The 25,499-nt window shown below is 62.3% G+C and carries 24 protein-coding genes and 1 pseudogene; 9 read left to right on the top strand and 16 right to left on the bottom strand.

The window, feature by feature from the left end:
- The first annotated feature begins 82 nt into the window (after nt 1-82).
- Both ACQ4W0_RS07390 and ACQ4W0_RS07385 read left to right on the top strand, forming a co-directional pair.
- Nucleotides 83-1,678: an ATP-binding protein gene (locus ACQ4W0_RS07390; RefSeq protein ID WP_436576158.1), complete on the top strand. Its 1,596-nt coding sequence runs from the start codon at nt 83-85 to the stop codon at nt 1,676-1,678.
- Nucleotides 1,665-2,276, top strand: a complete 612-nt coding sequence (locus ACQ4W0_RS07385; RefSeq protein WP_436576157.1) for a response regulator transcription factor — start codon at nt 1,665-1,667, stop codon at nt 2,274-2,276. Before ACQ4W0_RS07390 ends, ACQ4W0_RS07385 begins: the two co-directional genes overlap by 14 nt.
- A gap of 14 nt (nt 2,277-2,290) precedes the next feature.
- Here the strand turns inward: ACQ4W0_RS07385 and ACQ4W0_RS07380 are convergent, their stop codons facing one another.
- The 4 genes and pseudogenes from ACQ4W0_RS07380 to ACQ4W0_RS07365 all read right to left on the bottom strand — a co-directional run.
- Entirely contained in the window at nt 2,291-3,391 is a 1,101-nt protein-coding gene (locus ACQ4W0_RS07380) for a glycosyltransferase family 9 protein (RefSeq protein WP_436576156.1), read from the bottom strand.
- 35 nt (nt 3,392-3,426) lie between these two features.
- Entirely contained in the window at nt 3,427-5,160 is a 1,734-nt protein-coding gene (gene msbA, locus ACQ4W0_RS07375; protein WP_436576155.1) for a lipid A export permease/ATP-binding protein MsbA, read from the bottom strand.
- A gap of 50 nt (nt 5,161-5,210) precedes the next feature.
- Complete coding sequence (locus ACQ4W0_RS07370) at nt 5,211-6,428, bottom strand: O-antigen ligase family protein (protein ID WP_436576154.1); 1,218 nt, start codon at nt 6,426-6,428, stop codon at nt 5,211-5,213.
- 253 nt (nt 6,429-6,681) lie between these two features.
- Nucleotides 6,682-7,920 (bottom strand): annotated as a pseudogene (locus tag ACQ4W0_RS07365) (malic enzyme-like NAD(P)-binding protein); the annotation flags it as partial.
- A 207-nt stretch (nt 7,921-8,127) separates the two neighbouring features.
- On the opposite strand from ACQ4W0_RS07365, the gene ACQ4W0_RS07360 reads away from it, so the two are divergent.
- Both ACQ4W0_RS07360 and ACQ4W0_RS07355 read left to right on the top strand, forming a co-directional pair.
- On the top strand, nt 8,128-9,153 hold the full coding sequence (locus ACQ4W0_RS07360; RefSeq protein ID WP_436576153.1) for a LacI family DNA-binding transcriptional regulator: 1,026 nt from the start codon (nt 8,128-8,130) through the stop codon (nt 9,151-9,153).
- A 64-nt stretch (nt 9,154-9,217) separates the two neighbouring features.
- Nucleotides 9,218-9,757, top strand: a complete 540-nt coding sequence (locus ACQ4W0_RS07355; RefSeq protein ID WP_436576152.1) for a hypothetical protein — start codon at nt 9,218-9,220, stop codon at nt 9,755-9,757.
- Nucleotides 9,758-9,826: 69 nt separating this feature from the next.
- On the opposite strand, the gene ACQ4W0_RS07350 is transcribed toward ACQ4W0_RS07355, so the two are convergent.
- Nucleotides 9,827-10,420 carry a TetR/AcrR family transcriptional regulator gene (locus tag ACQ4W0_RS07350; RefSeq protein ID WP_436576151.1) on the bottom strand — a complete coding sequence of 198 codons (594 nt, stop codon included), beginning with the start codon at nt 10,418-10,420 and terminating at the stop codon, nt 9,827-9,829.
- A gap of 199 nt (nt 10,421-10,619) precedes the next feature.
- On the opposite strand from ACQ4W0_RS07350, the gene ACQ4W0_RS07345 reads away from it, so the two are divergent.
- Together ACQ4W0_RS07345 and ACQ4W0_RS07340 are read left to right on the top strand one after the other, a co-directional pair.
- Nucleotides 10,620-11,492, top strand: a complete 873-nt coding sequence (locus ACQ4W0_RS07345) for an NAD(P)H-binding protein (RefSeq protein ID WP_436576150.1) — start codon at nt 10,620-10,622, stop codon at nt 11,490-11,492.
- Nucleotides 11,489-11,821 (top strand): DMT family transporter, encoded by a 333-nt coding sequence (locus ACQ4W0_RS07340; protein ID WP_436576149.1) that lies wholly within the window; start codon nt 11,489-11,491, stop codon nt 11,819-11,821. The genes ACQ4W0_RS07345 and ACQ4W0_RS07340 overlap by 4 nt, the downstream gene beginning before the upstream one ends.
- Here the strand turns inward: ACQ4W0_RS07340 and ACQ4W0_RS07335 are convergent.
- The 11 genes from ACQ4W0_RS07335 to ACQ4W0_RS07285 form a co-directional block, all read right to left on the bottom strand.
- Nucleotides 11,818-12,447, bottom strand: a complete 630-nt coding sequence (locus ACQ4W0_RS07335) for a LysE family translocator (protein WP_436576148.1) — start codon at nt 12,445-12,447, stop codon at nt 11,818-11,820. The genes ACQ4W0_RS07340 and ACQ4W0_RS07335 overlap by 4 nt on opposite strands.
- Nucleotides 12,448-12,526: 79 nt before the next feature.
- Nucleotides 12,527-13,309, bottom strand: a complete 783-nt coding sequence (locus tag ACQ4W0_RS07330) for an AraC family transcriptional regulator (protein ID WP_436576147.1) — start codon at nt 13,307-13,309, stop codon at nt 12,527-12,529.
- A 2-nt stretch (nt 13,310-13,311) separates the two neighbouring features.
- A complete protein-coding gene (gene rng / locus ACQ4W0_RS07325; RefSeq protein ID WP_034747098.1) occupies nt 13,312-14,775 on the bottom strand; it encodes a ribonuclease G in 1,464 nt (487 codons plus the stop codon).
- A 43-nt stretch (nt 14,776-14,818) separates the two neighbouring features.
- Nucleotides 14,819-15,439 carry a Maf family protein gene (locus ACQ4W0_RS07320; RefSeq protein ID WP_436576146.1) on the bottom strand — a complete coding sequence of 207 codons (621 nt, stop codon included), beginning with the start codon at nt 15,437-15,439 and terminating at the stop codon, nt 14,819-14,821.
- A gap of 7 nt (nt 15,440-15,446) precedes the next feature.
- Nucleotides 15,447-15,917: a 23S rRNA (pseudouridine(1915)-N(3))-methyltransferase RlmH gene (gene rlmH / locus ACQ4W0_RS07315; RefSeq protein WP_034747108.1), complete on the bottom strand. Its 471-nt coding sequence runs from the start codon at nt 15,915-15,917 to the stop codon at nt 15,447-15,449.
- Between the two features lie 6 nt (nt 15,918-15,923).
- Complete coding sequence (gene rsfS / locus ACQ4W0_RS07310) at nt 15,924-16,610, bottom strand: ribosome silencing factor (protein ID WP_436576145.1); 687 nt, start codon at nt 16,608-16,610, stop codon at nt 15,924-15,926.
- A complete protein-coding gene (locus ACQ4W0_RS07305; protein WP_436576279.1) occupies nt 16,611-17,279 on the bottom strand; it encodes a nicotinate-nucleotide adenylyltransferase in 669 nt (222 codons plus the stop codon).
- An 11-nt stretch (nt 17,280-17,290) separates the two neighbouring features.
- Entirely contained in the window at nt 17,291-18,205 is a 915-nt protein-coding gene (hemF, locus tag ACQ4W0_RS07300; RefSeq protein WP_436576144.1) for an oxygen-dependent coproporphyrinogen oxidase, read from the bottom strand.
- A 103-nt stretch (nt 18,206-18,308) separates the two neighbouring features.
- Nucleotides 18,309-19,121, bottom strand: coding sequence for a hypothetical protein (locus ACQ4W0_RS07295; RefSeq protein WP_436576143.1), 813 nt, complete (start codon nt 19,119-19,121; stop codon nt 18,309-18,311).
- 140 nt (nt 19,122-19,261) lie between these two features.
- Nucleotides 19,262-20,530 carry a phosphoribosylamine--glycine ligase gene (gene purD, locus ACQ4W0_RS07290; protein WP_436576142.1) on the bottom strand — a complete coding sequence of 423 codons (1,269 nt, stop codon included), beginning with the start codon at nt 20,528-20,530 and terminating at the stop codon, nt 19,262-19,264.
- A 73-nt stretch (nt 20,531-20,603) separates the two neighbouring features.
- Nucleotides 20,604-21,329: a YebC/PmpR family DNA-binding transcriptional regulator gene (locus tag ACQ4W0_RS07285; protein ID WP_010401062.1), complete on the bottom strand. Its 726-nt coding sequence runs from the start codon at nt 21,327-21,329 to the stop codon at nt 20,604-20,606.
- Between the two features lie 186 nt (nt 21,330-21,515).
- Between ACQ4W0_RS07285 and ACQ4W0_RS07280 the strand changes: the two genes are divergently transcribed.
- From ACQ4W0_RS07280 to ACQ4W0_RS07270, 3 genes are all read left to right on the top strand, one after another.
- Nucleotides 21,516-23,987 (top strand): alkaline phosphatase D family protein, encoded by a 2,472-nt coding sequence (locus tag ACQ4W0_RS07280; RefSeq protein WP_436576141.1) that lies wholly within the window; start codon nt 21,516-21,518, stop codon nt 23,985-23,987.
- Between the two features lie 92 nt (nt 23,988-24,079).
- On the top strand, nt 24,080-25,000 hold the full coding sequence (locus ACQ4W0_RS07275) for a DMT family transporter (protein ID WP_436576140.1): 921 nt from the start codon (nt 24,080-24,082) through the stop codon (nt 24,998-25,000).
- A gap of 29 nt (nt 25,001-25,029) precedes the next feature.
- Complete coding sequence (locus ACQ4W0_RS07270; RefSeq protein ID WP_102122069.1) at nt 25,030-25,419, top strand: methylglyoxal synthase; 390 nt, start codon at nt 25,030-25,032, stop codon at nt 25,417-25,419.
- The last annotated feature ends 80 nt before the right edge of the window (nt 25,420-25,499 follow it).

Below are 25,499 nucleotides of genomic sequence, written 5' to 3'. Positions count from 1 at the left end.
ATTTCATGTGCGTATAACGCAAGATGGCATGGCGTGGCGCACGCCTGCGATGCATAATGCAGAACAGTCAAAAAACACCGTTATGCGCCCATTCCTGTCCCGCTACCTGCCGTATCCCGCCTTTGTCGGCCTGTATCTGCTGTTTGACTGGGCGACCTATATCGACCCGATGTACGGGCTGAACATCACCCCCTGGAATCCCGATCCCGCGCTGGGCCTGGTGTTTTGGCTGATCCACGGCCGCAAGGCGGCGCTGCCGTGGTTTATCGCCTTGCTGGCTGGCGAGGTGCTGGTGCGCGGCATGCCGGCAGGTCTGCCCTTGACCTTGCTCTGTTCGGCCTGGCTGGTGCTCGGCTATGGTGGTATCGGCGCAGTCTTGCGCCGCAGTTTCAGCAGCAGCGATATCTTCGATAACCGGCGCCGCCTGGGCACCTGGGTCGCCGTGGTGCTATTGGGCACCGCGCTCAATGCGCTGGGCTATATTTCTTTGCTGTCGCTGACGGGGCGCATCCCGGCCGGCGAATGGGGGACGGCAGTATGGCGTTTTGGCATCGGCGACACGGTAGGCATGCTGGTGTCGATGCCGCTGATCTGGGTGCTGTTCAGCGAGCGGGGGCGGGAGCGCCTGCATGCTGCCGTCTGGCGCTGGGAAACCCTGGCGTATCTGGCCCTGGCCAGCTTCGTGCTGTGGAGCGTCTTCGGCTCTATCGTGCGATCCGAATACAAGCATTTCTATTTCCTGTTTCTCCCCGTGATCTGGGCCGCCTCGCGCCAGGGCTTGCATGGCGCCGTGCTGGCCGTGTTTGTATTGCAACTTTGCATCATTACCTTGGTGAAATGGACGCATGCGGTCGATATCCAGTTTTATGAATTGCAATTGCTCGATGCCGTGCTGGCCCTGGTGGGATTTTTTATCGGCATCGTCGTCGATGAAATGCGCCAGGTGGCCGACGAACTGAAGCACACGATGCGCCTGGCGGCCGCCGGCGAGATGGCGGCCGCGCTTGCCCATGAGCTGAACCAGCCGCTGACGGCCTTGTCCACTTACGGCAAGGCATGTGAATACCTGCTGGAACGGGGCGAGACTGGCGCCTTGCTGCAGGGCGCAGTAGGGCATATGATCGTCGAATCGGGACGCGCTGCAGACGTGGTGCGTCGCCTGCGCGATTTTTTCCGCACGGGCGCGATGCAGCTCGAAGCGGTGGAGGCGAGCGCCTTGATCGAGGGCATGGCACGCCAGTTCACGCCGCTGTTCCATGAGCATGGTATCGAGCTGGTGCTGGCGCCACCGTCGCCGCTGGCCGTCAACGCCGACCGCCTGCAGATCGAGCTGGTGCTGCGTAACTTGCTGGCCAATGCGCAGGATGCGGTGATGGGCCAGCCGCGCGGCCAGCGCCGCATCACGGTGTCGGCCGAGCGGCTCGAGGGTGGGCGGCTGCGGCTGTCCGTGGAAGATAGCGGGCCCGGCATTTCCAATAGTCTGGCGGCACGCCTGTTCGAACCGTTTGTCTCGACCAAGGCCAGCGGCCTGGGGCTGGGGCTGGTACTCAGCCGCAGCATAGTCGAAGCGCATGGCGGCCAGCTCTGGGCCGAAGTGGGCCGGCATGGTATTTTTCGTTTTATCCTGCCCCTGGCGCGCGCCAGTGTGGCCGCTACAGGAGAGCATGGTGACAAGTAATTTGACGGTGTTTATCGTGGACGACGATCCCGCCGTGCGCGATGCGCTGGGCTTGCTGTTGGGCATACGCGGCTACCGCACGGCCCTGTTTTCCTGCGGCGAGGATTTCTTGCACAGCTGGCGGCCCGAGTGGGCCGGCTGTCTGCTGATCGATATCCGCATGTCGGGCATGGATGGCCTGAGCCTGCAGCGCCGCTTGCTGGAGCTCGAGTGCATGTTGCCCGTCATCATTATCACGGGGCACGGCGATGTCGCCCTGGCGCGTCAGGCCTTCAAGGCACAGGCCAGCGATTTCCTGGAAAAACCATTTGACCACGACAAGTTGCTGGCGGCCATCGATGAAGCGTTTTCGCGCGAGGCGCATGCGCGCGGCCAGTTGCAGCGGCAAGCGGCGGGGCAAGCCTTGCTGCGCGCCTTGACGCCGCGCGAGCGGGAAGTGATGCAACTGGTGGTGACGGGCCAGCACAACCGCGATATCGCACCGGTGCTGGGTATTTCCGTGCGCACGGTGGAAGTGCACAAGGCGCGCCTGATGGACAAGCTGGGAGTCGATAATGTGGCCGACCTGGTGCGCATCAGCATGCTGGGCACCGGCTAACCGTTAAAGATTCTCTAGGCGATGGTTTTCAATACCTGATCGACTGAAATCGCCTTGACCCAGTCGCTGCGCCGCGCCACCGTGATGACGGTGCTGTTGGCACTGTCGAAGGGGGCCCATTCGGGATTTTTCTTGCGCATCAATGCCACCACGGGTACATGCACGGCGTTCGCCAAGTGCATGATCGACGTTTCCACCGAGATAATCAGATCACATTGCGCCAGCATGGCCGGCAGCTGGAAAAAGTTGTCGATGGCACTGAAGGCCTGCGTGCGCGGCAAGTTGTGCGCCTGCACGACGGCATTCACCTTGGCCAGTTCCTGCGGCATGGCATTGATCAGGAAGCAGGCGTTCTGCCATTCTGGCATCGTTTGCATGCGTGCGATCAGCTCGGCAATGCGCTCCAGCGGCCAGCTGCGCTTGTGCGATTTGGCGAACGGATTCAGCAGTACGAGCGGTCCCTGACGCGGGGCAAAGCCCCAGGTACTCAGCTGTTCCTGCGCCTGTTGCAACGCAAGCTCGGGAATGTGCACGAAGGGATAGCGTTCGGCCACGGGAATGTCGAGTCCCGTCAATTGACGGAACCAGTCCGCATACACGCTGCTGATATGGTGCTCGCCGGCATCCTGTCCCGCATACGAGGCCAGCACGGCATCGATCTTGCGGTAGGCCAGGTAATGCCAGGGGCGCAGCGGGCTGAACGGTTTGCGCGTGCCGATCACCAGCCCGTTCGGGCTGATCGCGCGGGCAAGATCCGCATACTGCTGTGGCCGTACGTGGGCCAATGACACGACGACAGGATAGTGTTCCGCTTTGGCCTCGCGCAGTGACTCTTCGTACAGCGCCGGGCTGTAGGTCTTGCGGTACACCTTGGCGAACAGGCCCGATTGCTCTACCCAGTCGTACAGCGAATAGGTACGCAAGCCTTCCCATTGCCTGGCGTCGGACGTGCGCCGCACTTCATCGACCCACAGGTGGATCTGGATATGGGGATAGGCCGCGGCAAAGGCGCGGAAACCGTTTTGCAGGTAGGTAAAGTCTCCCAGCGCCAGATGGGCGATGAAAAGAATTTTGTCCGACTTTTGTAGAAGTTCGGCGGGAATCAAAGGCGTCATGTATCAGTACGATTTCAGGTATTCATTCGATGGTGTCAAACCACTTGCTGGGAAAATTGCAGGCGATGCAGATTGGCATACGCGCCGTTGGCATCCAATAATTGCTGGTGATTGCCGGTTTCCATTATTTTCCCATGTGACAATACCACGATACGGTCCGCACGTTCAATTGTTGATAGCCGATGAGCAATAACCAATGTAGTTTTACCTTGCATCAGGTGCTCCAATGCCGCTTGCACGGCCCGTTCCGCCTCCGTATCCAGTGCGGAGGTGGCTTCATCGAGAATCAGGATGGGCGCATCCTTGTAGATGGCGCGGGCGATGGCCACGCGCTGGCGCTGGCCACCGGACAGGCGCGAGCCGTTGTCGCCCAGGCGCGTTTCCAGGCCGTCGGGCAAGCCGTCGATGACGTCCGACAGGAAGGCGGCGGCGGCGGCCGCTTCGACGCGCTGCCGGTCAGGGGCTGCATCGCCATACGCGATATTGGCGGCCAGGGTATCGTCGAACAACACCACCTGCTGACTGACCATGGCGATCTGGCTGCGCAGGCTCGTCAGGGCGATGGCATCGATATTCTGCCCATCGAGCAAGATTTCACCGCTGCTGGCCGAGTAAAAGCCGGGCAGCAGGCTGACCAGGGTCGATTTTCCGCCACCGGACATGCCGACAAAGGCGACCGTTTGTCCTGGCGCGATGCTCAGATCGATGTGTCGCAGGGCCGGCTCCTGATGTCCGGGGTAGGCAAAGCTCACGTCCTTGAACTCGATGCGGCCTTTGCTGCGGCCAGCGAGCGGCTTGCCGCCCGTGCGTTCCGGTGTCTTGTCGATCAACTGGAAGACTTCCTCGGCGGCGGCCATGCCGCGCTGCAGGGGGCCGTTGACTTCGGCCAGTTGCTTCAAGGGCGTCAGCAGCATCAGCATGGCCGTGATGAAGGAAACAAAGCCACCGACCGTGATTTGCCCCTGTTCCGACTGGAGCAGGGCCATCACGATGACCAGGGCCACGGCGGCGGCCGTGATCACCTGCGTGATGGGCACGGTGGCGGAAAAGGTCGTCGTCATGCGCATGCTGTAGCGGCGCAATTGTTCGGCGCGTTCTTCGAAGCGCGCCTTCTCGTAGTCCTGGCCGCCGAAGATCTTGATCACTTGCTGCGCGCGCGTGGTTTCCTCGATGACCTGGGTCAGCTCGGCATTGACGGCCAGCGAATAGCGGTTGAGTTTTTTCAGGCGCTTGCCCGTGGTGCGCACGACGATGGTCAGCAGAGGCAGCAGCACCAGGGTGACCAGGGTCAGCACCCAGTTCAGGTACAGCAGCCACGCCAGCAATCCCAACACGGTCAGCGAGGAGCGCACGATCGAGGTAAACACCTTGGTCACCATTTCAATGATCTGCTGCACTTCGAACATGATGGAGTTGATGACTTTGCCAACCGTATGCGTGTTGTAGAAGTCGATGGGCAAGTTCAGCATGCTGGCAAACATCCTGCGCCGCAATTCGTTGAGGATACGCGTGGAGACATAGCTCATCAGGTAACTACTGGCAAACGTCGATGCGCCGCGCATGGCAAAGATACCGATGACGATCAGCGGCACCAGCCAGAAGGAAAAATCGACCTTGCCACCAAAGCCATTGTCGAGCAGTAACTTGAGCGCATACGGCAACAGTGGTTCCGTGGCCGCCGTGACGATCATCGCCAGTAAGGCCAGGGCAAGGTGTTTCTTATAGGGCGCGTGCAGCGCGGTGAGGCGCTTCAAGTCGGGCGTGAGCATCGGTATGGTTCCTTGCAGGGACAGCAAAAACGGTCAGGCGGAAAACGAGCTCAGAAAGTGCGTTCTTGCTGGCGCAGCATGGACCACAATATCACCATCGGGAAAACCAGCATGATGATGCCGATATTCAGGGTGAGCGAGTTTGTCGTCAAGCCGAACGTGATATAGCAGGACAGCAGGATGACACCGGCCAGTGCATAGGGTTGTGTCGCTTGTCCATTGCCAGCCTCGCGCAGGGCCTGGGTGAATAAGCGCAGCGGGAGGAAAAACAACACCAGCAATGCTGACAGGCCCAGCATGCCGCGCTTGACCAGCGAATCGATATAGTCGTTGTGGGCATTCGTGAAATCGCGCGCCACGGCATTCAACTTGCCTTCGGCAGCCAGCTCCTGCTTTTGTTGCAGGTAGCCATTGCGGCCGATGCCCAGTAACAGGTTGTCGTCGGACATGCGTAGCGCAGAACGCCACATTTCCACGCGTTGGCCAACTGAAGAGTATATGTTGCCGGAATCCTTGAAGCTGTTGAGTTCGTTGATGGCGGCGATGCTGCGCTCCCGCACCGGTGAGTTGGGGAGCGCATAGACCAGGGTTCCCAATACAACAAAGGCGGTGGCGACGCTGAAAAGGTAACGATTGCCGTGTTTTTTAGCATGATGCAGGGCGATGATGCAGACGCAGACCGGCAATGCCAGCCAGCCCCCACGGCTACCGCTGATGATCGAACCTGCGATTCCCGCGATGCAGCCGCACAGCATCAGTACTGTCCACAGGCGCTGGCGCGATTGAGCACGTGCCCACGCGACGCCGCACAGCGAGAGCATGCCCAGCAGCATGCTCACATTGCCATAATGGATGGCGTTGCTCGTGGCAGCTTGGGGGCGGACCATATCACTGGTAAAGAATTGCCAAAAAGCCAGTGTGGCACCGCTGATGGCGCCAATCGCAACACCGCTCCACCATGCCTCAGGCCGCGGTGGATACGCGAGCAGCAGCAGCAGAACTGGCGCGGCCAGCAGCGCCCGCAGGGGCATGTCGAGTTCGCGCGCTGGATCGGCGTGATAAAGCATGTTGGCGGTAAAAATGACGAAGTACAGCAGCAGCGTACCGAGCATCAGATAATCCCGGCGTTGCAAGTTCAGGCGGGGGCGTTTCCATAGCAAGCAGCTGCTGGCCAGCAGGAGCACCAGTGCGCCAAGGGAATATCCGCTGGTGACAGCCAGCGCCAATGCCAAAAAAAGAAAAACAGAAACAGAAGTCAGGCCGAGCATGAAAATCCTTGGAAACGCACGTCATCGCCATTCTGGCAACTGTAGCAACATAAAGTAGGCGTCATTGTAATCGAAGGCAGCAGCAAAAACGCCCCTGAGAAATGTGATTTTCTATCACTAAATAGGCGGCCTCAAGGGCAGAAATGAAAAAAACCATGGTTTTCAATCATGGTTTTTTTGTAAGCAATGGTAACTTGCCGTTAATTTGCCAAGGCCGGCAGGCCTGTCATGCGTATCAGGCGCTGGCCGGCACGCGGGTGGCCACGCCGGTGGCGATGGCTGCTTGCGACACGGCAGGCGCGACCCAGTTGCGCAGGCGCTCGTCGAACGGCGACGGAATCAGTTGCAGCGGCGTCAGCGCGCTGGTGGTGTGGCCCGGCAATGGCTCCTTGGCCAGCGCGGCGATGGCGCGCACGCAGGCCAGCTTCATCTCTTCGTTGATGGTGGTGGCACCTACGTCGAGCGCACCGCGGAAGATGTATGGGAAGCACAGCACGTTGTTGATCTGGTTCGGGTAATCCGAGCGGCCCGTGGCGACGATGGCGTCGTCGCGTACGGCATGCACTTTTTCCGGGGCGATTTCCGGATGCGGGTTGGCCAGGGCGAAGATCAGCGGCTTGGCGGCCATCGATTCGACCATCTGCGCGCTGACCACGCCGCCCTTCGAGACGCCGATGAAGATGTCGGCGCCGACCATGGCGTCGGCCAGGTCTCGGTCGCTCGTGTCGTTCGCGTAGCGCGCCTTGTTCTCTTCCATGTTGGCATCGCGGCCCGGGTAGATCACGCCCTGGCTGTCGCACACTTTCAGCAGCGACTTGTTCAGGCCCAGCGAGACGAGCAGGTCGAGGCAGGCGATCGACGCCGCGCCGGCGCCCGAGACGGCCACTTTCACATTGCCGATGTCCTTGCCCACCAGTTCCAGGCCGTTCAGGATGCCGGCCGCGACGATGATGGCCGTGCCATGCTGGTCGTCGTGGAAGACGGGAATGTTCATGCGCTTGCGCAATTGCTGCTCGATATAGAAGCAGTCCGGCGCCTTGATGTCTTCCAGGTTGATGCCGCCGAAGGTCGGCTCCATGCGCACCACGGTGTCGATGAACAGGTCGGGATCGTTCTCGGCCAGTTCGATGTCGAACACGTCGACGTCGGCAAATTGCTTGAACAGGCAAGCTTTGCCTTCCATCACCGGTTTGCTGGCCAGCGGGCCGATATCGCCCAGGCCCAGCACCGCCGTGCCATTCGTGATCACGGCCACCAGGTTGCTGCGCGAGGTGTAGATGCCGGCTGTGCGCGGATCTTCGACGATGGCTTCGCAGGCGAAGGCCACGCCCGGCGAGTACGCCAGGGTCAGCGCGCGGGCATCGCCCAGCGGTTTGGTTGGCGTCACGGAAATCTTGCCTGCGCGAGGTTCGGCGTGATAGGCGAGGGCGGCTTCTTTCAGGTTGAAGGTTTCGCCGTTCTGTTCGGCGTGCTTGCTGTGGGAAGTAGACATAAGAATTCTGGGAAGGGCATACAGGGCCCGAGTGGTAAGTCCGAGCCATGTTATGCAAGCGTTTGCACGCTGTCAAGGCTGGATTGTACTTAAGAGTGCCAAAACCGCTTTGGACAACGGCATTATTTCAATGCAAGCGTTTGCTCGGTTTTTGACGGCATGGGCATTTTTTGCGATAAAATCACCGTATTGCGATCCGGGAAGCCCATGACAAACAAGAACCCCACCTTAAGCGACGTTGCGCGGGCCAGCGGCGTGCACTTTTCCACCGTGTCACGCGTGATGAACCCGGCAACGCGGCAAATGGTCAGTGCCGAGGTGGCCGCGCGCGTGCTGGCTGAAGCGGGCCGGCTCGGTTACCGGCCCAACCGCGCCGCCTCCACTCTGGTCACGCGCAAGTCGCGCATCATCGGCGTGGTCTTGCCCGACATTACCAACGCTGTGTTTCCACCGATACTGCTGGGTATTGAGGAAGGCTTGCGCAAGCATGGCTACCTGGCCATCGTCGCCAACGTGGGCGCCGACGAGGAAGAGCAGCTGTTCGTCATCAACCGCCTGCTGGGGCAGCAGGTCGACGGCCTGATACTGGCCACGGCGCGCCGCCACGATCCCGTCATCAAGATGTGCATCGACCAGAATGTGCCCGTCGTCACCGTCAACCGCAGTGACGAGACGGGCGTCGCTTCCTGCGTCGTCAGCGACGACGTGGTCGGCATGCGCCTGGCCGTCGAGCACTTGCTGGCACTGGGCCACCGCCATATCGCGCACATTGCGGGACCGGAAAACCTGTCGACTGGCCACGTGCGCCGCCTCGGTTTCCTGGCCGCCATCCAGGCCAGCGAACTCGATCCCTCGCAAGCCTTCGTCTTTGAAAGCAGCGGCTATTCGCGCGAATGCGGCAAGGCCGCCCTGCTGGCGCTGCTGCGCCAGTCGCCGCAGACAACGGCCGTGGTGACGGGCAGTGATCTGGTGGCTCTCGGCTGCTACGATGCCATCCGCGAACTGGGCTTGAACTGCCCCGAGGATATCTCCGTGGTGGGCCACAACGACATGCCGTACATGGACATGATCCGTCCGCCCCTGACCACCATCCGCATCCGCCACCATGGCATCGGCACGGAAGCGGCGCGGCTGATCCTGCAAACCATAGCCTCGCCCGATTCCGCAGTGCTCGACGTGCGCCTGAAACCCGAGCTGGTGGTGCGCGAATCGACGGCGGCGCCCAGAGTTTGAGGTGGCGGCAGAGCCGCAAGGTGGTACACTGGCGGCCCTCCTTGATTTCCTTGCCCTCATCGCCATGACCAAAACCACCACGCCTTCCCCCAAACGCCGCGAAGAGGGCGCCGTCAAGCTGACCGTCAATCCTTTCCTCGATGCCGAGTTTTACGCGCGCATGCGCGATTACACGGAGCGCGATGCGGCCATCATCAAGGAATTGAAAGCGATCGCCGAGATCCGCGCCGGTAACAAGCAGCCCGATCCCCGCCTGGCGCCATCGTTGCAAGCACTGCGCGATACCGTCAAGAAAGGCCTGACGTTTGGCGACATGCTGGACCGTATGGCCGCCGGCAAGGAAAAAGGCCTGTGGGAACCGTGGATGACGACCTTTGGCATCGAGATCCGCGCCGTCAACTACGGCGCCGGCCCGCGCAACGCTTGCCTGGTGCTGGACCTGGCCGCGAATGCCCCGGCCCACGCGATGTTCGCCAAGGCGGGCATCCAGAATTGGCGCAGCCTGGCCGCCGACGACTGCTCCGTCGTGCGCTCGGAAAAGGCGACGGAAACGTCACCGCTGAAAGTGTATGCCGTGTTTTACCTGGATCCGCTGCCAGCCTGATCTTTCAGACCCAGTGCGGCAAAGCCGGCCATGCTGCTGGTCGTGCCGCGCAGGGGCGCAGCACCTTCGTCAGCCCATGTGCGTGACGTCCGCGGTGCTGGCGCCCGACAGGAATAGCTGGTCTACCATGGCGGGGATGCCGACCGTGGCGATCTCGCCTTTTTGCGCCGACTCGGCCGCCGCGTACAGCAGGAAGTCATAGGCTTTCGCCAGCCATTTGGCCGACATGTCGACGCGAAATACCCCCGCCTTCTGGCCATTCAGGAAGTACGCTTCCAGCGCCGCACTGTAGAACGACGGCGTGTAGCCCGTCACTTCATCGTTTTTTGCATCGTGCAAATCGCTCCATAGCGACGCGCTCCAGAACAGATACCATTCCTTGCCTTGCATGACGCCTTCGGTCAGGCGTTGCAGCGCCGCCGCAAAGGGGGCTTCGTCCAGCCTGGCTTTTTCCAGCGCGCCGCGCATGTGGCTGCTGGCACGCGTTGCCAGCAGTGCGACGACAGCCTCGCGCGTGGGCGCGATGCGGTACAAGGTGGCCTTGCTGATGCCCGCCAGTGCGGCGAGCTGTTGCAGATTGGCTCTGGGGTGCCGTGCCACTGCCAGCGCCAGGGCGTTGCCCAGTTTGTCGTCGATCACGCCATGCATGGGCAGGCTTTCCATGGAACAGCTTGATTCATCCTACCGTCCTCCACTCAAATAGCCATTGTCACCCAAGACAAGCGAAGTCGCAATGCGTCGGAGAATCTAAATAAATCAAAATGAATCGATATTGACTCATTTTGGTTTTTATAGGATCATTCATTGCTTGCTGCACGCGCAAAGGTGCGCGATGTGGGCTTGAATTTTCTGGGAGAAAACAATGATCTGTGTGACGGGAGCGACGGGGCAACTGGGCCGGCTGGTAATCGGGGAATTGCTCAAAAGTGTACCTGCAGGGCAAATCGTGGCCGCAGTGCGGCGTCCCGCGGCGGCTCGCGATCTGCGAGAACAGGGCATCGTCGTGCGCGAAGCTGATTATGCCCAGCCGGGCCATTGGCCGCTGGCCCTGGCAGGCGTGCAGAAAGTCTTTCTGATTTCGTCGCCCGACGTGGGCGAGCGGGTGGCGCAGCACAAGAATGTCATCGATGCGGTGCGCGACAGCGCTTCGGTGCGTCTGCTGGCCTATACCAGCATGCTGCGCGCGGATACCTCGCGCGTGCCATATGCCAGTGAAGACCGCGCCACCGAGGCGTTGATCGCGGCCTCTGGCGTGCCGTCCGTGTTCCTGCGCCATGGCTGGTACACGGAGAATTACACGATGCATGCTTTGTCATCGGAGCAGGAAGGCGTCTTGTATGGTTGTGCAGGCAAGGGCCGCATCTCGGGCGCGGCACGGGCCGATTACGCGGCGGCGGCCGCAGCCGTGCTGACCGCCTCCGCTGGCTGTCAGCCTGTGTATGAACTGGCGGGCGACAGCAGTTTTAGCCTGGAAGAGCTGGCGCAGGAAATCACTGGTCAGACGGGCAAGGCCGTCAGGTACGTCGACATGACGGAGCCGGATTACCGGGCTCTGCTGATGCGCCATGGGTTTCCGCCGGTAGTGGCCGCCACGTTGGCCAGTGCCGATACGGGCGCGGCGCACGGGGATGTCCTGGGCGACAGCCGCGATCTGAGTGAATTGATCGGCAGACCTACCACCTCCCTGTCCGCTCTCGTGGCGACAGCGTTGGCGAGCGGAAAGGATGTTGCATGAACAGCTATGTGTACCTGATCCTGGCCATCCTGGGCGAGGTTGGCGCCACCAGCGCCCTGAAGGCATCGCATGGCTTCAGCAAACCGTGGCCATCGCTGGCCTGTGCGCTCGGTTATGGCATCTCATTCTATTTTCTATCACTGACCTTGAAAACCCTGCCGATAGGCATCGCTTATGCCATCTGGGCCGGCGTGGGCATCGTACTGACTGCCGCCATCGGTTATATTGTCTTCGGCCAGAAGCTCGATGTGGCGGCCATGCTGGGTATCGCGATGATCGTCGCGGGCGTGCTGACCATTCAGTTGTTTTCCGGGTCGGAATCGCACTAGTGGCCCGCGGTGGCGGCCAGATTGACCAGCAGCGCCGCCGCCAGCAGTAGCAGCATGCCCCCGGACAGCCGCTCCAGCACCGGCAGCGCGCGGGTAAAGCGCTGGCGCAGCGCGGCGTTGCCGATGGCCAGCGCCACCGTCATATCCCACGCCAGCACGGCGCACACCATCCATACTCCATACAACATCACCCAGCCGCCGCTGGTATGCCTGCTGGCGAGCACGGATGCCAGGCTGACATAGAACAGTGCATTTTTTGGATTTAAAATGGCGGAGATGAAACCCATGCCCAGTCCCGTGCGCCAGCTGGTCGCGCGCTTGGCAGCGCCGCTCATCTGCAGGGAGCTGTTGCCCGCATGGCGCAGGAACATCCAGCCGAGGTACAGCAGATAGGCGCAGCCGGCCAGTTGCACGGCGATGAACAGGGAGCTGCCTGGCCGCAGTATGGCCACGCCGCTGAAGGCCGCCACGATAAACACGCCATTGGCCAGCGCAATGCCGACGCAGGCGCCCGTCGCGCAGCGCCAGCCCTGTGCCAGCGCGCTGCGGGCAACGAGGAAAAAATCGGGGCCGGGCGAGAGCAGGGCCAGGAAATGGGCGGCGGCGATGAAGAGAAAATCCTGCATGTAAGTCGGCTCCGGCAATGGCGATGCGCGAGTATGCAGGGGCCGGCTACAGCCTGTATTGAAGAAAATTGCAGGTACATCAGCCGCGATAGCGCCCCGGCGTGATGCCCGCATGCGCCTTGAACACGCGCTGCAGATGGCTCTGGTCTGCAAAGCCCAGTTCGCAGGCGATATCGGCCAGCGCCACGCCAGCATGCAAGCGATGGCGCGCGCGGTTCACGCTCAGGTTCAGCTGATACGCATGCGGCGTCATGCCCGTGGCGGCACGGAAGGCGCGGATCAGTTGGTAGCGGCTCATGCCGGCCAGCTGCGACAGGTGCTCCAGGGTGGCCGGCGGCTGCCCCTGCAGTCGCTGCAGGACGGGGCGTAGCTGTGCAGGAATGACCGCCATCTCGGAGGGAAGGGGTGTCGTCTCGCTTGCACTGACGCAAGCGTGGAGGAAGGCCAGCAGCGCGGCGTTTTTTTCGTGCATGCCGGCGCTGGAAAACAGCAGCGCATTCATGGCGCAGAATTGCGCGTACAGGGCGGGCACCTGCAGCACGCTGGCGTTGTTCATGCACAGCTGTGGCACCTTGCCCTGTAGCCATACGGCATCGAGATGCAGCATCTGGTAGCTCCAGAAGGCGTCATGCAGGGGGTTGCAAGCGTGCACGCAGCCGGCCGGCACCAGCACCAGGCTGCCGGCGCTGAGAGCGCTCTGGCGGCCACGGCTGCCCGTAAACACGCTGCCGCCCGCGTCGACGGCGCCGATGGAGAATGTGGGATGGCTGTGCGGCTTGTAGCACGCCCGACTGTGGCACGCGCGCCGGCTCTCCACATGGGGCAGAAACGGGTCGCGCCAGAAGGCGGCAGTGTCCGGCATGGCTACATCAAAATCACGTCGTACTGCTCCTGGTGGTAGGCATTTTCCACCTGCAGCGAGATTTTTTTGCCGATGAAATCACCGAGCATGGCCAGGTGCTGCGATTCCTCTTCCAGGAACAGATCCACGACTTCCTGCGAGGCGAGGATGCGGAATTCGCGTGGGTTGAACTGTTTTGCCTCGCGCAGCAGTTCGCGCAGGATTTCATAGCAGATCGTGCGCGAGGTCTTGACTTGACCCTTGCCGGCGCAGGCGGGGCACGGTTCGCACAGGATGTGGGCCAGCGACTCACGCGTGCGCTTGCGTGTCATTTCCACCAGGCCCAGCGGCGAGAAATTGCTCACCGATACCTTGGTGCGGTCGCGCGACAGGGTGCGTTTCAGCTCGGCCAGCACGGCGTTGCGGTGCTCGGCGTTGTCCATGTCGATGAAGTCGAGGATGATGATGCCGCCCAGGTTGCGCAGGCGCAGCTGGCGCGCGATGGCGTGCGCCGCTTCCAGGTTGGTCTTGAAGATGGTGTCGGCAAAATTGCGTCCGCCCACAAAGCCGCCCGTGTTGACGTCGATGGTGGTCATCGCTTCCGTCTGGTCGACGATCAGGTAGCCGCCCGATTTCAGGTCCACGCGACGGCCCAGTGCGCGCAGGATTTCTTCTTCCACGCCGTACAGGTCGAACAGGGGGCGCTCGCCCGTGTAGTGCTGCAGGCGCGTCAGTTCGCTGGGTGTATAGATTTCTGCGAATTCGCGCAATTTCACATAGTTTTCGCGCGAGTCAACCTGGATGGTGGCCGTTTCGTCGCCGACGAAGTCGCGCAGCACGCGCTGCGCCAGGCTCAAGTCCTGGTGCAGCAGGCTGGTGGCGGGACGCGTGCGCGCGCCGTGCGTGATGGTGCTCCAGGTCTTGCGCAGGTAGTCGACGTCTGCCTTCAGGTCCGCGTCGGAAGCGTCCTCGGCCATGGTGCGCACGATGTAGCCCCCTTTTTCATCGGGCGGCAGCAGGCTTTGCAGGCGCACGCGCAATTGCTCGCGTTCCGCTTCCTTTTCGATTTTCTGCGAGATGCCGATGTGCTTGTCTTGCGGCAGGTACACCAGCATGCGCCCGGCGATGGAAATCTGCGTCGACAGGCGCGCACCCTTGGTGCCGATCGGGTCCTTGATCACCTGCACCGTCAGCACCTGGCCGTCGAACAGGATTTTTTCGATCGGCGCCGGTGTCGCGTTCTGGCCATCGTGGCCGCGCGCTTCCCAGATGTCGGCCACGTGCAGAAAGGCGGCGCGCTCCAGGCCGATGTCGATGAAGGCCGATTGCATGCCCGGCAACACCCGCACCACTTTGCCGGAATACACATTGCCGGCCAGGCCGCGCGTGAGCGTGCGCTCGATGTGCAATTCCTGCACGGCGCCCTGCAGGATGAGGGCGACGCGCGTTTCTTGCGGCGTGATATTGATCAGGATGTCTTCGTTCATGGAGGCGGGGGAGTGGAGGCAACGAATGACATCATACCCGGGATCAGGGCAGGGGCAAACCTGCTAGTCTTAGCAACTGTGCAGTTTCATACAGAGGCAGGCCCATGATGCCGGAATGGCTGCCTTCGATATGCTCGACGAACAGCGCGGCGCTGCCCTGGATGCCGTAGCCGCCAGCCTTGTCGTACGGTTCCGGCGTGGCGCAATACGCGGCGATGGCGGCGGGCGAGAGTACGCCGAAGCGCACTTGCGACACCTGCGTGCGCTGCTCGGCGAAGTTCTTGTAGTGCACGGCGATCGAGGTGAGCACCTGGTGCGTGCGGCCAGACAGCTGCTGCAGCATGGCCACAGCCTCAAAGCGGTCGGCCGGTTTGCCGAGGATGATGCCATCGATGGTGACGGTAGTGTCGGCCGCCAGCACGGGGCGCGGGGTAAGGTGGCGGCGGCGCACCAGGTCCCAGGCGAAGGCGGCTTTTTCATTCGACACACGGGCGACATAGTCGAGCGCCGACTCGTCGGCGAGGACTTCCTCGGTGACGTCGGCGCCGCGCGGGCCGTCGCTGCGCAGCAGCAGCAATTCGAAATCGATGCCGATCTGGCGCAGCAGTTCGCGCCGGCGCGGGCTTTTGGAAGCAAGGTAGATCTTGTGATCAGCCGTTTTCATGGGGAGTTCAGACGCGGTGGTAGGGGTGGTTTTGCGTGATCGACCAGGCACGGTACAGCTGCTCGGCGAGGATCACGCGCACCACGCCGTGCGGCAGGGTCATGCTGGAAATGCGCAGCATGCCTTCGGCTCGTGCCTTGAGTTGCGGATCGAGGCCGTCGGCGCCGCCGATCAGAAAGGCGGTGTCGCGGCCATCTTGCTGCCACGCCATCAACTGCTGCGACAGGCCTACGCTGGTCAGGTCCTTGCCGCGTTCGTCGAGGGCGATGATGCGCACGCCCTTGGGCAGGACGGCTTCGATGCGTTCGCGTTCCAGCGCCATCGCCGTAGCGGCGGTCTTGCTGCCGGAACGCTCCACCGGCTTGATTTCTTTCAGCACGATGCGCAATTCCGGCGGCATGCGCTTCGCGTATTCCGCGAAGCCCGTCTCTATCCAGGCCGGCATTTTATGGCCGACCGCAGCGATGATGAGCTGCATCGAGGCTTACGCTTCGACTTTTTTGATACGCTTGATCACGGTTTTTGCCGGTGCAGCATCGGCTGCCGGTTTGGCCGCGCGCGGGGTGCGCACTTTTTTCTCTGGCAGCGCTTTCAGGGCTTTCACGGCGGCCGCTTCGGTCTTGGTCGGTGCGATTTTCACGGTCTTGCCGACAGCTTTCGAGGCGGCTTTTTTCGCCGGGGCTTTCTTGGCGGCGGTGGCTGCCGTGGCTTTCTTCGCTGGTGCTTTCTTTTCGATCACGGGCGAAACTTCGACCTTGGCTTTGCTGGCCGCCAGATGGCCGCTGATTTTCTTCGGCTCTTCGTCGCTGGCTTTTTTCGGCGCGCGCTTGGCGGCACCCAGCTTGATCGGGGTGTCGCCCCAGATTTCTTCCAGGCGGTAGTAGGCGCGGATAGGCGCTTGCATGATGTGGACGATCATGTCGCCCAGATCGACCAGTACCCATTCACCCGTTTCCTCGCCTTCCATGCCGATGATCTGGCCGCCGGCGTCCTTGACCTTGTCGCGCACCGAGGCGGCCAGCGCCTTGGTTTGACGGTTCGAGGTACCGGAGACGATCGCGATGCGGTCGAACAGGCTGGTCAGGTGACTCGTTTCGAAGACGGCGATGTCTTGGCCTTTGACGTCTTCAAGGGCGTCAACGACGAGGGTTTGCAGTTTTTTGATGTCCATTTAGCTTTTGTATAAATTATGTTGTTCAATATAGTCTAGCACTAGCGGGGAAACAAGCGAGTTTGCCCGATTCCCCCGTTGTAATGCCGCACGTATTTCGGTGGCGGAGATATCCACCGCGAAGTCCTGTGCCAGATAAGTCAGACCGTGCGGCGTGTTGCGGATGCTTTCCAGAGACCCCAGGCGGCGCGAAAATTCGTCGGCGACCACTTGCGGTACTGCTGTGTCATTCAGCGCGAAGCCGGGGCGGGCCGCGACGCAGATATGCGCGTATTCAAATAATTGCTGCCATTCGCGCCATGTCGCGAGGCGCTGCAACTGGTCGGCGCCCATCAGGAAAACGATGGAAGCGCGCGGTCCCAGTTCTGCGCGTACCTGGCGCAAGGTATCGATGGTGTAGCTGGCCTGGCCATGTTCGCTGCGCTCGATTTCCTGGCGGTCGATCACCACGGGCAGGGGCAGGCCGGCAAAAGCCAGGCTGGCCATCTCGGCGCGCTGCTGGCCGGTGGCGCCCAGATTGCCCTTTTGCCAGGGGGCGCCCGCCGGAATCACGCGCAGCTCATCGGCGTGCAGCAGGCTGGAAAAATGCGTGCCCAGCGCGACATGGCCACTATGCACCGGATCGTAGCTGCCGCCCAGCAGCGTCACGCATGCCGTCGTTCCCGCCATGCTGCCTTCGGTCACGCCTGCAGCCAGTCGCGATGCACGAGGAAGTCAGTATACAACGCCGCTTCGGGGCTGCCCGCCTCAGGATGCCAGTCGTAGCGCCACTTGACCACGGGCGGCATCGACATCAGGATCGCCTCGGTGCGTCCGCCCGATTGCAGCCCGAACAGGGTGCCGCGGTCGAACACCAGGTTGAACTCGACATAGCGTCCGCGCCGGTAGCACTGGAAATCGCGTTCGCGTTCGCCGTAGGGCGTGTCCTTGCGCCGCGCCAGGATCGGCACATAGGCGTCAATGAAGGCGTCGCCGGCGCTGCGCATCATCGCGAAACTGTCGTCAAAGCCCAGGGCGTTGAAGTCGTCGAAGAAGATGCCACCGGCGCCGCGTGCTTCGCGCCGGTGCTTCAGGTAGAAATAATCGTCGCACCACTGCTTGAACTTCGGATGCAGTTCCGCGCCAAACGGCGCCAGCGCAGCATGGCACACCTGGTGAAAGTGCTTCACGTCACCCGCGTCGCCATAATACGGCGTCAAATCCATGCCGCCACCGAACCACCATACGGCTTCGCCAGCGGCATTGACGGTGCTGAAAAACCGCACATTCATGTGCACCGTGGGCGCATACGGATTGCGCGGATGCAGCACCAGCGACACGCCCATCGCTTCCCATGCCTTGCCACCGAGCTCAGGGCGGGCGGCCGCTGCCGATGGCGGCAGTGCGGCGCCGGTGACGTGCGAAAAATTCACGCCGCCCCGCTCGAACACATTGCCTTCCTCGATCAGCCGCGAAATGCCGCCGCCGCCCTCGGGGCGTTGCCAGACATCGGTCAGGAAAGGCTTGCCGTCCTGCGCTTCGAGCGCCTGCACGATACGGCTTTGCAAATCGAGCAAATAAGCCTTGACGGCCGAAGGAGAGGGAGTTGACGACATCGCGTGGGCCGACGAGGCCGAAATAAAAAAGTAAGGACGGATTGTACCCTGTTACGCGTTTTTGTGATAGCGCGGCGCTGGTGCTGTGCGTTTGTGTTGTGGTTCAGCGCGCCGGCGGCGTGGCGCCGTCCTGCACTACGGTGATGGACAGGTCCGCCCCGGCGCCGGGCACGCGCGCACTCTCCACGGCCTGCGCGGCGCGCTGCTGCAGGTCGCGCCGCTCGACGCCTTGCTCGGCGGCGGGGGCTGCGGCGGGAGCGGGCGCCTGCCTGGAGACGATGGCGCGGGCCGCAAAGGCCAGTAGCAGCAGTATCAGCGCGGCCCTCACCCATATCCCTGGGCGCGCATATGCGGGGCGTTCCCTGCGGGCATGGCGTGCGGCAGCGTCGACGATGATGCGGGCCAGTTCCGAGCCGCGCTGGCGGGTGCGCAGGCGCAGTGCCTCGAATTGCTGCGCCGACAGGGTGCCTTGCCGCAGCATGTCGCGCAGGGCGGCGATGGGCGAGGCGAGGATACGGTCCCCTGGCAAGCTGGCGTGGGCGGCGTCGCGCTGCCACTGGTCGATCACATCTTCGTCGTACAGGGTGTCGATGGCCAGGCGGTTGACCTGGCGCAGCGCGTCCGCGGCCAGTTGCTGGCGTTCGAGCAGGGCCGCGCCGTCATGCTGGCGCGGCAGATCGCGCACCCGCTGCAGGAAGCCGTCCTGTGGCAGCAGGTCCGTGAGCAGCAGCCATGCCAGGGTATCGACGAGCCCCGCGTCAGCGGCCAGCTCCGGCACGTCGATGTCTTCGTCTGCATTATGGTTGCGCTGCAGCGTGATGATGTCCAGTTCCGCGATAGCGTCGTCGAGTTCATCGTCCGTGATCAGGCCGAGTTGGTGTACCTGAGCGAGGGCAGGGTGGGAGTGGGTTGTCATGGGCTGCAACTGTATCAGGAAGGAAAAATCTTGGCGCAAGACCCGTTTTTCCGGCGCGCCTATGCAAACGGGGCCGGGGCAGATACATTCCGCGCCGGCCCCGCCGTTTGCCGCCAAAGGGAGTGCTTAGTGCCTGGTGCTTAGTGCTTCAGGCCGCGCCAGCCGATGTCGCGGCGGTACTGCGCGCCGTCGAAATGGATTTTTTCCACGGTTTCATACGCCTGCTTCTGCGCCATCTTGATGCTGTCGCCCAGACCCACCACGCACAGCACGCGGCCGCCGTTGGTGACCAGGCGCTCGCCCTCGATGCGGGTGCCCGCATGGAAGGTGACGGAGTCGACCGTTTCGGCCGGGATGTCGCCGATCGGCGTGCCCTTGACGGGATCGTCCGGGTAGCCGGCGGCAGCCATCACGACGCCAACGGCCGTGCGGCGGTCCCATTCCAGTTCCACTGCGTCTAGCGTGCCGTTGACGGCGTGCTCCATGACGGTCACCAGGTCGGTTTTCAGGCGCGTCATGATCGGTTGCGTTTCCGGGTCGCCCATGCGGCAGTTGAATTCCAATGTCTTCGGCGTGCCCTTGTCGTCGATCATCAGGCCTGCGTACAGGAAGCCCGTAAACGTGATGCCGTCCTTGGCCATGCCCTGGATGGTTGGTACGATGATTTCACGCATGACGCGCGCATGCATGGCCGGCGTGACGATCGGTGCCGGCGAATACGCGCCCATGCCGCCCGTGTTCGGGCCCTGGTCGTGGTCCTTCAGGCGCTTGTGGTCCTGGCTGGTGGCCAGTGGCAGGATGTTCTTGCCGTCGCACATGACGATAAAGCTGGCTTCTTCGCCGGCGAGGAATTCCTCGATGACGATGCGCGCGCCGGCGTCGCCGAACTGGTTATCGGACAGCATCATGTCGACTGCCTGGTGCGCTTCTTCCAGGGACATGGCAACGACCACGCCCTTGCCGGCGGCCAGGCCGTCGGCCTTGATGACGATGGGCGCGCCCATGGCGTCGACGTAGGCATGCGCGGGCGCGACGTCGGAGAACGTCTGATAGGCGGCTGTCGGGATGCCGTGGCGCTGCATGAAGGCCTTGGCGAAGTCTTTCGACGATTCCAGCTGCGCCGCTTCTTTCGTCGGGCCGAAGATTTTCAGGCCGCGCGAGCGGAACAAGTTGACGATGCCCGCTGCCAGCGGCACTTCCGGACCGACGACCGTGAGGCCGATGTGTTCCTGCTGAACGAAGTCGGCCAGCAATTGCGGGTCGCTGATGTCGAGATTGACCAGGCGCGCATCGCGCGCGGTGCCGCCATTGCCCGGCGCGACATACACCATCTGTATGCGTTCGGACTGGGCCAGTTTCCAGGCCAGGGCGTGTTCGCGGCCGCCAGAGCCGACTACCAGAATTTTCATAGGGACCGTTCGTTCAGTGTGGGTTGCAGGGCGGCGGTGCCGCCCTTGTGTGCAGAGTGATTAATTCTCTAGATTAATTCTCTATTAATGCGTTGGTGAAGACTTCCTGGACGTCGTCCAGCAGCTCCAGCGCATCGATCAGCTTTTGCATCTTGATGGCGTCGTCGCCCGCGTACACGGTTTCCGTCGCCGGTTTCATGATGACTTCGGCCACTTCGGCCTTGAATCCGGCTGCTTCCAGCGCTTCCTTGACGGTGGCGAAATCGTGCACGGGGGTCAGCACTTCGAAGCCGCCTTCCTCGTCGGCGATGACGTCGTCTGCGCCCGCTTCCAGCGCCGCTTCCATCAGCTTGTCTTCATCCGTGCCCGGCGCGAACAGCAACTGGCCGCAGTGCTGGAACATGAAGGCGACGGAGCCTTCGTTGCCCATGTTGCCGCCATTTTTGTTGAAGGCGTTGCGCACTTCGGCCACCGTGCGCACCTTGTTGTCGGTCATGCATTCGACGATGACGGCCGCGCCGCCCACGCCGTAGCCTTCGTAGCGCACTTCTTCGTAGTTGGCGCCATCGACGCCGCCGCTGCCGCGGTTGATCGCGCGCTGGACGTTGTCTTTCGGCATGTTCGCGTCAGCCGCCTTGTCGACCGCCAGGCGCAGGCGCGGATTGGTGATGGCGTCGGCGCCACCCATGCGGGCCGCGACCGTGATTTCCTTGATCAGGCGCGTCCAGATTTTGCCGCGCTTGGCATCGGTGGCAGCCTTTTTATGCTTGATATTGGCCCATTTGCTATGTCCTGCCATGTCGAATCTTCCTTAGACGAGGTGTTCAATTGTGGCCGACATTTTAGCATATTGCCCCCCTGTGAAGCGGCATGGCCCCGTCATCAAGCCGACACATTTTGTTGTTAAAGTGATGCGCTTTCATGTTATGCATCATCCCATCACTCCAATAATCAAGATTAAGGGCGCGACATCATGGCAAGTCAAATGGATAGACGGCAATTTCTGAGACTGGGCGGTTTTATAACTGTCTCTGTCGCCACTGTCGGCCTCGCCGCCTGCGGCAGTACCGATTACAGCGATCCTGGCGTGCCGCTCGCTTCGGGCAGCGACTGGAAATTCCCGCAAAGCGTGGCCTCGGGCGATCCGCGCGCCGACAGCGCCATGCTGTGGACACGCGTCGTGCCCGCCAGTTTTGACGCCGTCGCCCTCGCCGTGGCCGGCAAGTCGGACGTGGCCGTGCGCCTGATCGTCAGCGCCACCGACAATACGGCCGCCCTGGGCAGCAACACGGCCCTGGCCGGCACCCCCATCGTCGACGCCAAGTTGCCCTTGAAAGCCGATTTCGACAATACCCTGCGGCACAAGGTGACGGGCTTGCAGCCGGGCCAGGTGTATTTTTACCAGTTCATCGCCGGCGACGTGCGCTCGAACGTGGGCCGCTTCAAGACGGCGCCCGCCGCCACGGCCGACGTATCGCAGCTGCAGTTCGCCTACCTGACGTGCCAGGACTGGAGCATCAACCACTGGGGCGCGCTGTCGCACATCGCCGCCAACGAGTCGCTCGACTTCATCGTCCACCTGGGCGACTACATCTATGAAACGGTGGGCGAGGCCTTCCAGAGCGGCGCCGTGGAAAGCCGCCACGACCGCTTGATCCTGCCGGACGGCACGTACAAGAGTGGCAACGCCGGCGCCAAGTACGCGACCACGGTGGCCGACTACCGCTACCTGTACAAGAAATACCGCACCGATACGCGCTTGCAAGCCGTGCACGAGCGCTTCGCCTTCATCGCCATCTGGGACGACCACGAATTCACAGACGACGCCTGGCAGGACGCTTCCACCTATGAGGGCATCGTGGCGACGGACGGCAGCGATTTGCACCAGCCGGCACGCCGGCGCAGCGCCAACCAGGCCTGGTTCGAATACATGCCGGCCGACGTCACGTTCGATGCCGCCGCGACAACGTTCCAGAATATCCAGATTTACCGCGATTTCCAGTTCGGCAAGCTGATGCAGCTGGTGATGACGGACGAGCGCCTGTACCGTGCCGACCACGCGATCGCCGAGTCGACCATCAATCCCGCCACGGGCAAGCCGCTGGGCAGCATCGGCAGCCGCTACCTGGTGCCGCAAGCGCTGTTCGACAGCGTGGAAGGGCAGAAAATGGCCGCCGCCACCAAGGCCGGCGCCGACCCGCTGGCCGCCGTCGGCATGCTGGGCAGCACGCAGCGCGACTGGTGGAAGGGCAAGATGAAGGCGGCTACGTCCACCTGGAAGCTGTGGGGCAATGAAGTATCGCTGCTGCGCATGGGCCTGAACGGCACGGATGCGATAGCCACCCTGCTGGCCCTGAGCGCCATGTCGAACGTGGGCAAGGCCATTGCCAGTACCCTGCCTTTGGTGGGCGGCAGCGTGCCGCTGGCCTGCGCCATCGTGGCCGCCTCGACGGCGGGCGCATCGACGACCGTGGCGCAAACGGCGGCCATGGCGATTGCTGGCGCCGCAGCGAACGCCGGCGCGCAGGGCGCCGCAGCCGTGGGCGCCGGCTTGAGCGCGGCCCAGGCCGGCATCACGGTAGCCGCCTACAACAGCGGCTCGCCGGCAGCCGCGGCGCAAGTGATCGCCTTCGGCTGGATCAAGCCCGATGTGCAGGCCAAGGGCGCCGCATCGGCCTTTGTCGCCGCTTCCGGCCAGCAGGCGGCGCTGACGCCATTCTTTACGCGCTTCCTGCTCAATTGCGACCAGTGGGATGGTTACAACAGCGAGCGCAAGAATCTGATGGCGCACCTGAAGACGAATGCCATCAGCAACGTGGTGGCGATTACGGGCGATATCCATTCCTTCTTTGCCGGCACCGTCAGCGACGACTTCGACGCTGCCGGCGGCGGCACGCCCGTCATGGTGGACCTGGTGTCGGCGGGTGTCAGCTCCGATTCCTTCTTCAGCTACCTGAAGTCTGCCGCCGGCACGATGGGCGATATCGGCACCCTCGTCAGCTATCCGCTGGCCATTCCCGTCACGGGCCTGGGCACGGTCAATCTCGACATCAACCTGCTCGACTACACCATGGGCAAGGCCGCGCCCACCGTCGACAGCCTGCTGGAGCAGTTGCGCGTGCAGCTGCGCGGCGCGCTGGCCGCCAAGGGCGTGCCGGAAGCGCAGCTGGACGCTACGCTGGCGGCCGTGCAGGCGGGCTTGAAAGCGAGCACTGACTTCAGCACGACCCTGCTGGGCCTGGCGCAGCAATTGTCTGGCCTGGGCAACAATCCGTGGATCAAGCATCTGAATACGGATGCGCAAGGCTACACGGTGGTGACCTTGACGCCAGGCAAGCTGGTAGCGCAGTTCAAGCAGGTGAATAAACTGATCGGCACGGCGGCGCCTGCGAACGTGATTGCCAGGGTGACGACGGCCACGGTGGCGGCGGGTGCGGCGGCGGTGGTGGTGGCGTAACTGCTGGGGTCAGACCCTCAATGCCGCTAACTCAGAGGCTTGTGCTGTCGCTTGTGGGGGTCTGACCCCGGCTTTTGCCTTACAATCTGGGCATGAGCTCCAGTTCCCCGCAAGCAACCCCTGCATCGATTCCCCGTTCCGTCTACCTCGGTGGCCTGGCCATCGCCGTGGGCGGGGCGGTGCTGTTTTCCACCAAGGCCATCGTCGCCAAGCTGCTGTACCGCTACCAGATCGATGCCGTCACCCTGATCGCCTTCAGGATGATTTTCTCGCTGCCCGTTTTCGCCGTCATCGCCTGGTGGCAGATGCGCACGGAGCCGCCGCTGTCGACCAGCGACCGCTGGCGCCTGGTCGGGCTGGGCCTGGTTGGCTATTACCTGTCCAGCTATCTGGACTTCCTGGGCTTGCAATACATTTCCGTGGGACTGGAACGTCTGATTTTGTTCCTCACGCCCACTTTCGTGCTCCTGATTACCACCGTGTACTTCAAGCAGCGCATCAGCCGCCTGCAATGGATGGCCTTGTTCACCTCGTATTGCGGCATCGTGCTGGTCTTCGTGCACGACTTGCAGGGCGGCGCCAGCAATGTGGCGCTCGGTTCGACTCTCGTGTTGGGTTCGGCCTGTTCGTATGCCGTGTATCTGCTGGGCTCTGGCGAACTGGTGAAACGCATCGGCTCGATGCGGCTGGTTTCCTACGCGATGTGCGTGGCCAGCTTTGCCTGCATCGCCCAATTCTTCATCCTGCGCCCCGTCGAGCTGCTGATTCAGCCCATGCCCGTGTATGGCTTGTCTTTATTGAATGGCATTTTTTGCACGGTGATGCCCGTCTTCATGACGATGATCGCCGTCGAGCGCATCGGCGCACCCGTTGCCTCGCAGGCGGGCATGATCGGTCCCGTGTCGACCCTGTTCCTGGGCGCCATGATCCTCGATGAACCGATCACCAACTGGCAACTGGCTGGCACCAGCCTGGTATTGGCCGGTATTTACTTGCTGTCGAAAAAGAAATAATTCCTCCACCCACTGAAATGGTCTTCACCATGAAAACACGCATCGCCCTGATTGCCCACGATAAGAAAAAAGATGACATGATTACCCTGGCGGGCGAATACTTGGACTTTCTCAAGGGCTGCGAACTGTCGGCCACGGGCACCACGGGCGGCCGCCTGATCAACGAGCTGGGCTTGCAAGTGGAGCGCAAGCATTCCGGCCCGTTCGGCGGCGACTTGCAGATCGGCTCCCTGCTGGTGGAAGGCTTGATCGATTGCGTGATCTTCCTGCGCGACCCGATGACGCCGCAGCCGCACGAGCCAGACATCAACGCCCTGGTGCGCGCCTGCGACGTGCACAACGTGGCGTGCGCGACGAATCTGTCGTCGGCGCACCTGGTGCTGTCGCAGCTGCAGGCGCTGGCCCGCGCGGCCGCCTGACGTTTTTCCCGATTCTTCTTCAAGGAGCATATTGTGAGCGCAACGATTACCACCAAAGCCATCCGTGTAAAGCGCGTGGG

Source organism: Janthinobacterium breve (assembly GCF_051380895.1).
GTDB lineage: Bacteria > Pseudomonadota > Gammaproteobacteria > Burkholderiales > Burkholderiaceae_D > Janthinobacterium.
Note: the sequence above shows the minus strand (reverse complement) of the source record. Positions and strands in the feature narration are given on the sequence as shown.

Excerpts from the sequence above, each read along its gene's own strand:
- ACQ4W0_RS07345 (WP_436576150.1), top strand. The coding sequence starts at position 10,620 with ATGATCTGTGTGACGGGAGCGACGGGGCAACTGGGCCGGCTGGTAATC.
- ACQ4W0_RS07320 (WP_436576146.1), bottom strand. The coding sequence starts at position 15,439 with ATGAAAACGGCTGATCACAAGATCTACCTTGCTTCCAAAAGCCCGCGC.
- ACQ4W0_RS07295 (WP_436576143.1), bottom strand. The coding sequence starts at position 19,121 with ATGACAACCCACTCCCACCCTGCCCTCGCTCAGGTACACCAACTCGGC.
- ACQ4W0_RS07305 (WP_436576279.1), bottom strand. The coding sequence starts at position 17,279 with ATGGCGGGAACGACGGCATGCGTGACGCTGCTGGGCGGCAGCTACGAT.
- ACQ4W0_RS07340 (WP_436576149.1), top strand. The coding sequence starts at position 11,489 with ATGAACAGCTATGTGTACCTGATCCTGGCCATCCTGGGCGAGGTTGGC.
- ACQ4W0_RS07280 (WP_436576141.1), top strand. The coding sequence starts at position 21,516 with ATGGATAGACGGCAATTTCTGAGACTGGGCGGTTTTATAACTGTCTCT.
- ACQ4W0_RS07350 (WP_436576151.1), bottom strand. The coding sequence starts at position 10,420 with ATGGAAAGCCTGCCCATGCATGGCGTGATCGACGACAAACTGGGCAAC.
- ACQ4W0_RS07380 (WP_436576156.1), bottom strand. The coding sequence starts at position 3,391 with ATGACGCCTTTGATTCCCGCCGAACTTCTACAAAAGTCGGACAAAATT.
- purD (WP_436576142.1), bottom strand. The coding sequence starts at position 20,530 with ATGAAAATTCTGGTAGTCGGCTCTGGCGGCCGCGAACACGCCCTGGCC.
- ACQ4W0_RS07335 (WP_436576148.1), bottom strand. The coding sequence starts at position 12,447 with ATGCAGGATTTTCTCTTCATCGCCGCCGCCCATTTCCTGGCCCTGCTC.
- msbA (WP_436576155.1), bottom strand. The coding sequence starts at position 5,160 with ATGCTCACGCCCGACTTGAAGCGCCTCACCGCGCTGCACGCGCCCTAT.
- ACQ4W0_RS07270 (WP_102122069.1), top strand. The coding sequence starts at position 25,030 with ATGAAAACACGCATCGCCCTGATTGCCCACGATAAGAAAAAAGATGAC.
- ACQ4W0_RS07370 (WP_436576154.1), bottom strand. The coding sequence starts at position 6,428 with ATGCTCGGCCTGACTTCTGTTTCTGTTTTTCTTTTTTTGGCATTGGCG.
- ACQ4W0_RS07275 (WP_436576140.1), top strand. The coding sequence starts at position 24,080 with ATGAGCTCCAGTTCCCCGCAAGCAACCCCTGCATCGATTCCCCGTTCC.
- hemF (WP_436576144.1), bottom strand. The coding sequence starts at position 18,205 with ATGTCGTCAACTCCCTCTCCTTCGGCCGTCAAGGCTTATTTGCTCGAT.
- rng (WP_034747098.1), bottom strand. The coding sequence starts at position 14,775 with ATGAACGAAGACATCCTGATCAATATCACGCCGCAAGAAACGCGCGTC.
- rsfS (WP_436576145.1), bottom strand. The coding sequence starts at position 16,610 with ATGGACATCAAAAAACTGCAAACCCTCGTCGTTGACGCCCTTGAAGAC.
- ACQ4W0_RS07355 (WP_436576152.1), top strand. The coding sequence starts at position 9,218 with ATGACCAAAACCACCACGCCTTCCCCCAAACGCCGCGAAGAGGGCGCC.
- ACQ4W0_RS07385 (WP_436576157.1), top strand. The coding sequence starts at position 1,665 with ATGGTGACAAGTAATTTGACGGTGTTTATCGTGGACGACGATCCCGCC.
- ACQ4W0_RS07330 (WP_436576147.1), bottom strand. The coding sequence starts at position 13,309 with ATGCCGGACACTGCCGCCTTCTGGCGCGACCCGTTTCTGCCCCATGTG.
- rlmH (WP_034747108.1), bottom strand. The coding sequence starts at position 15,917 with ATGCAGCTCATCATCGCTGCGGTCGGCCATAAAATGCCGGCCTGGATA.
- ACQ4W0_RS07390 (WP_436576158.1), top strand. The coding sequence starts at position 83 with ATGCGCCCATTCCTGTCCCGCTACCTGCCGTATCCCGCCTTTGTCGGC.
- ACQ4W0_RS07285 (WP_010401062.1), bottom strand. The coding sequence starts at position 21,329 with ATGGCAGGACATAGCAAATGGGCCAATATCAAGCATAAAAAGGCTGCC.
- ACQ4W0_RS07360 (WP_436576153.1), top strand. The coding sequence starts at position 8,128 with ATGACAAACAAGAACCCCACCTTAAGCGACGTTGCGCGGGCCAGCGGC.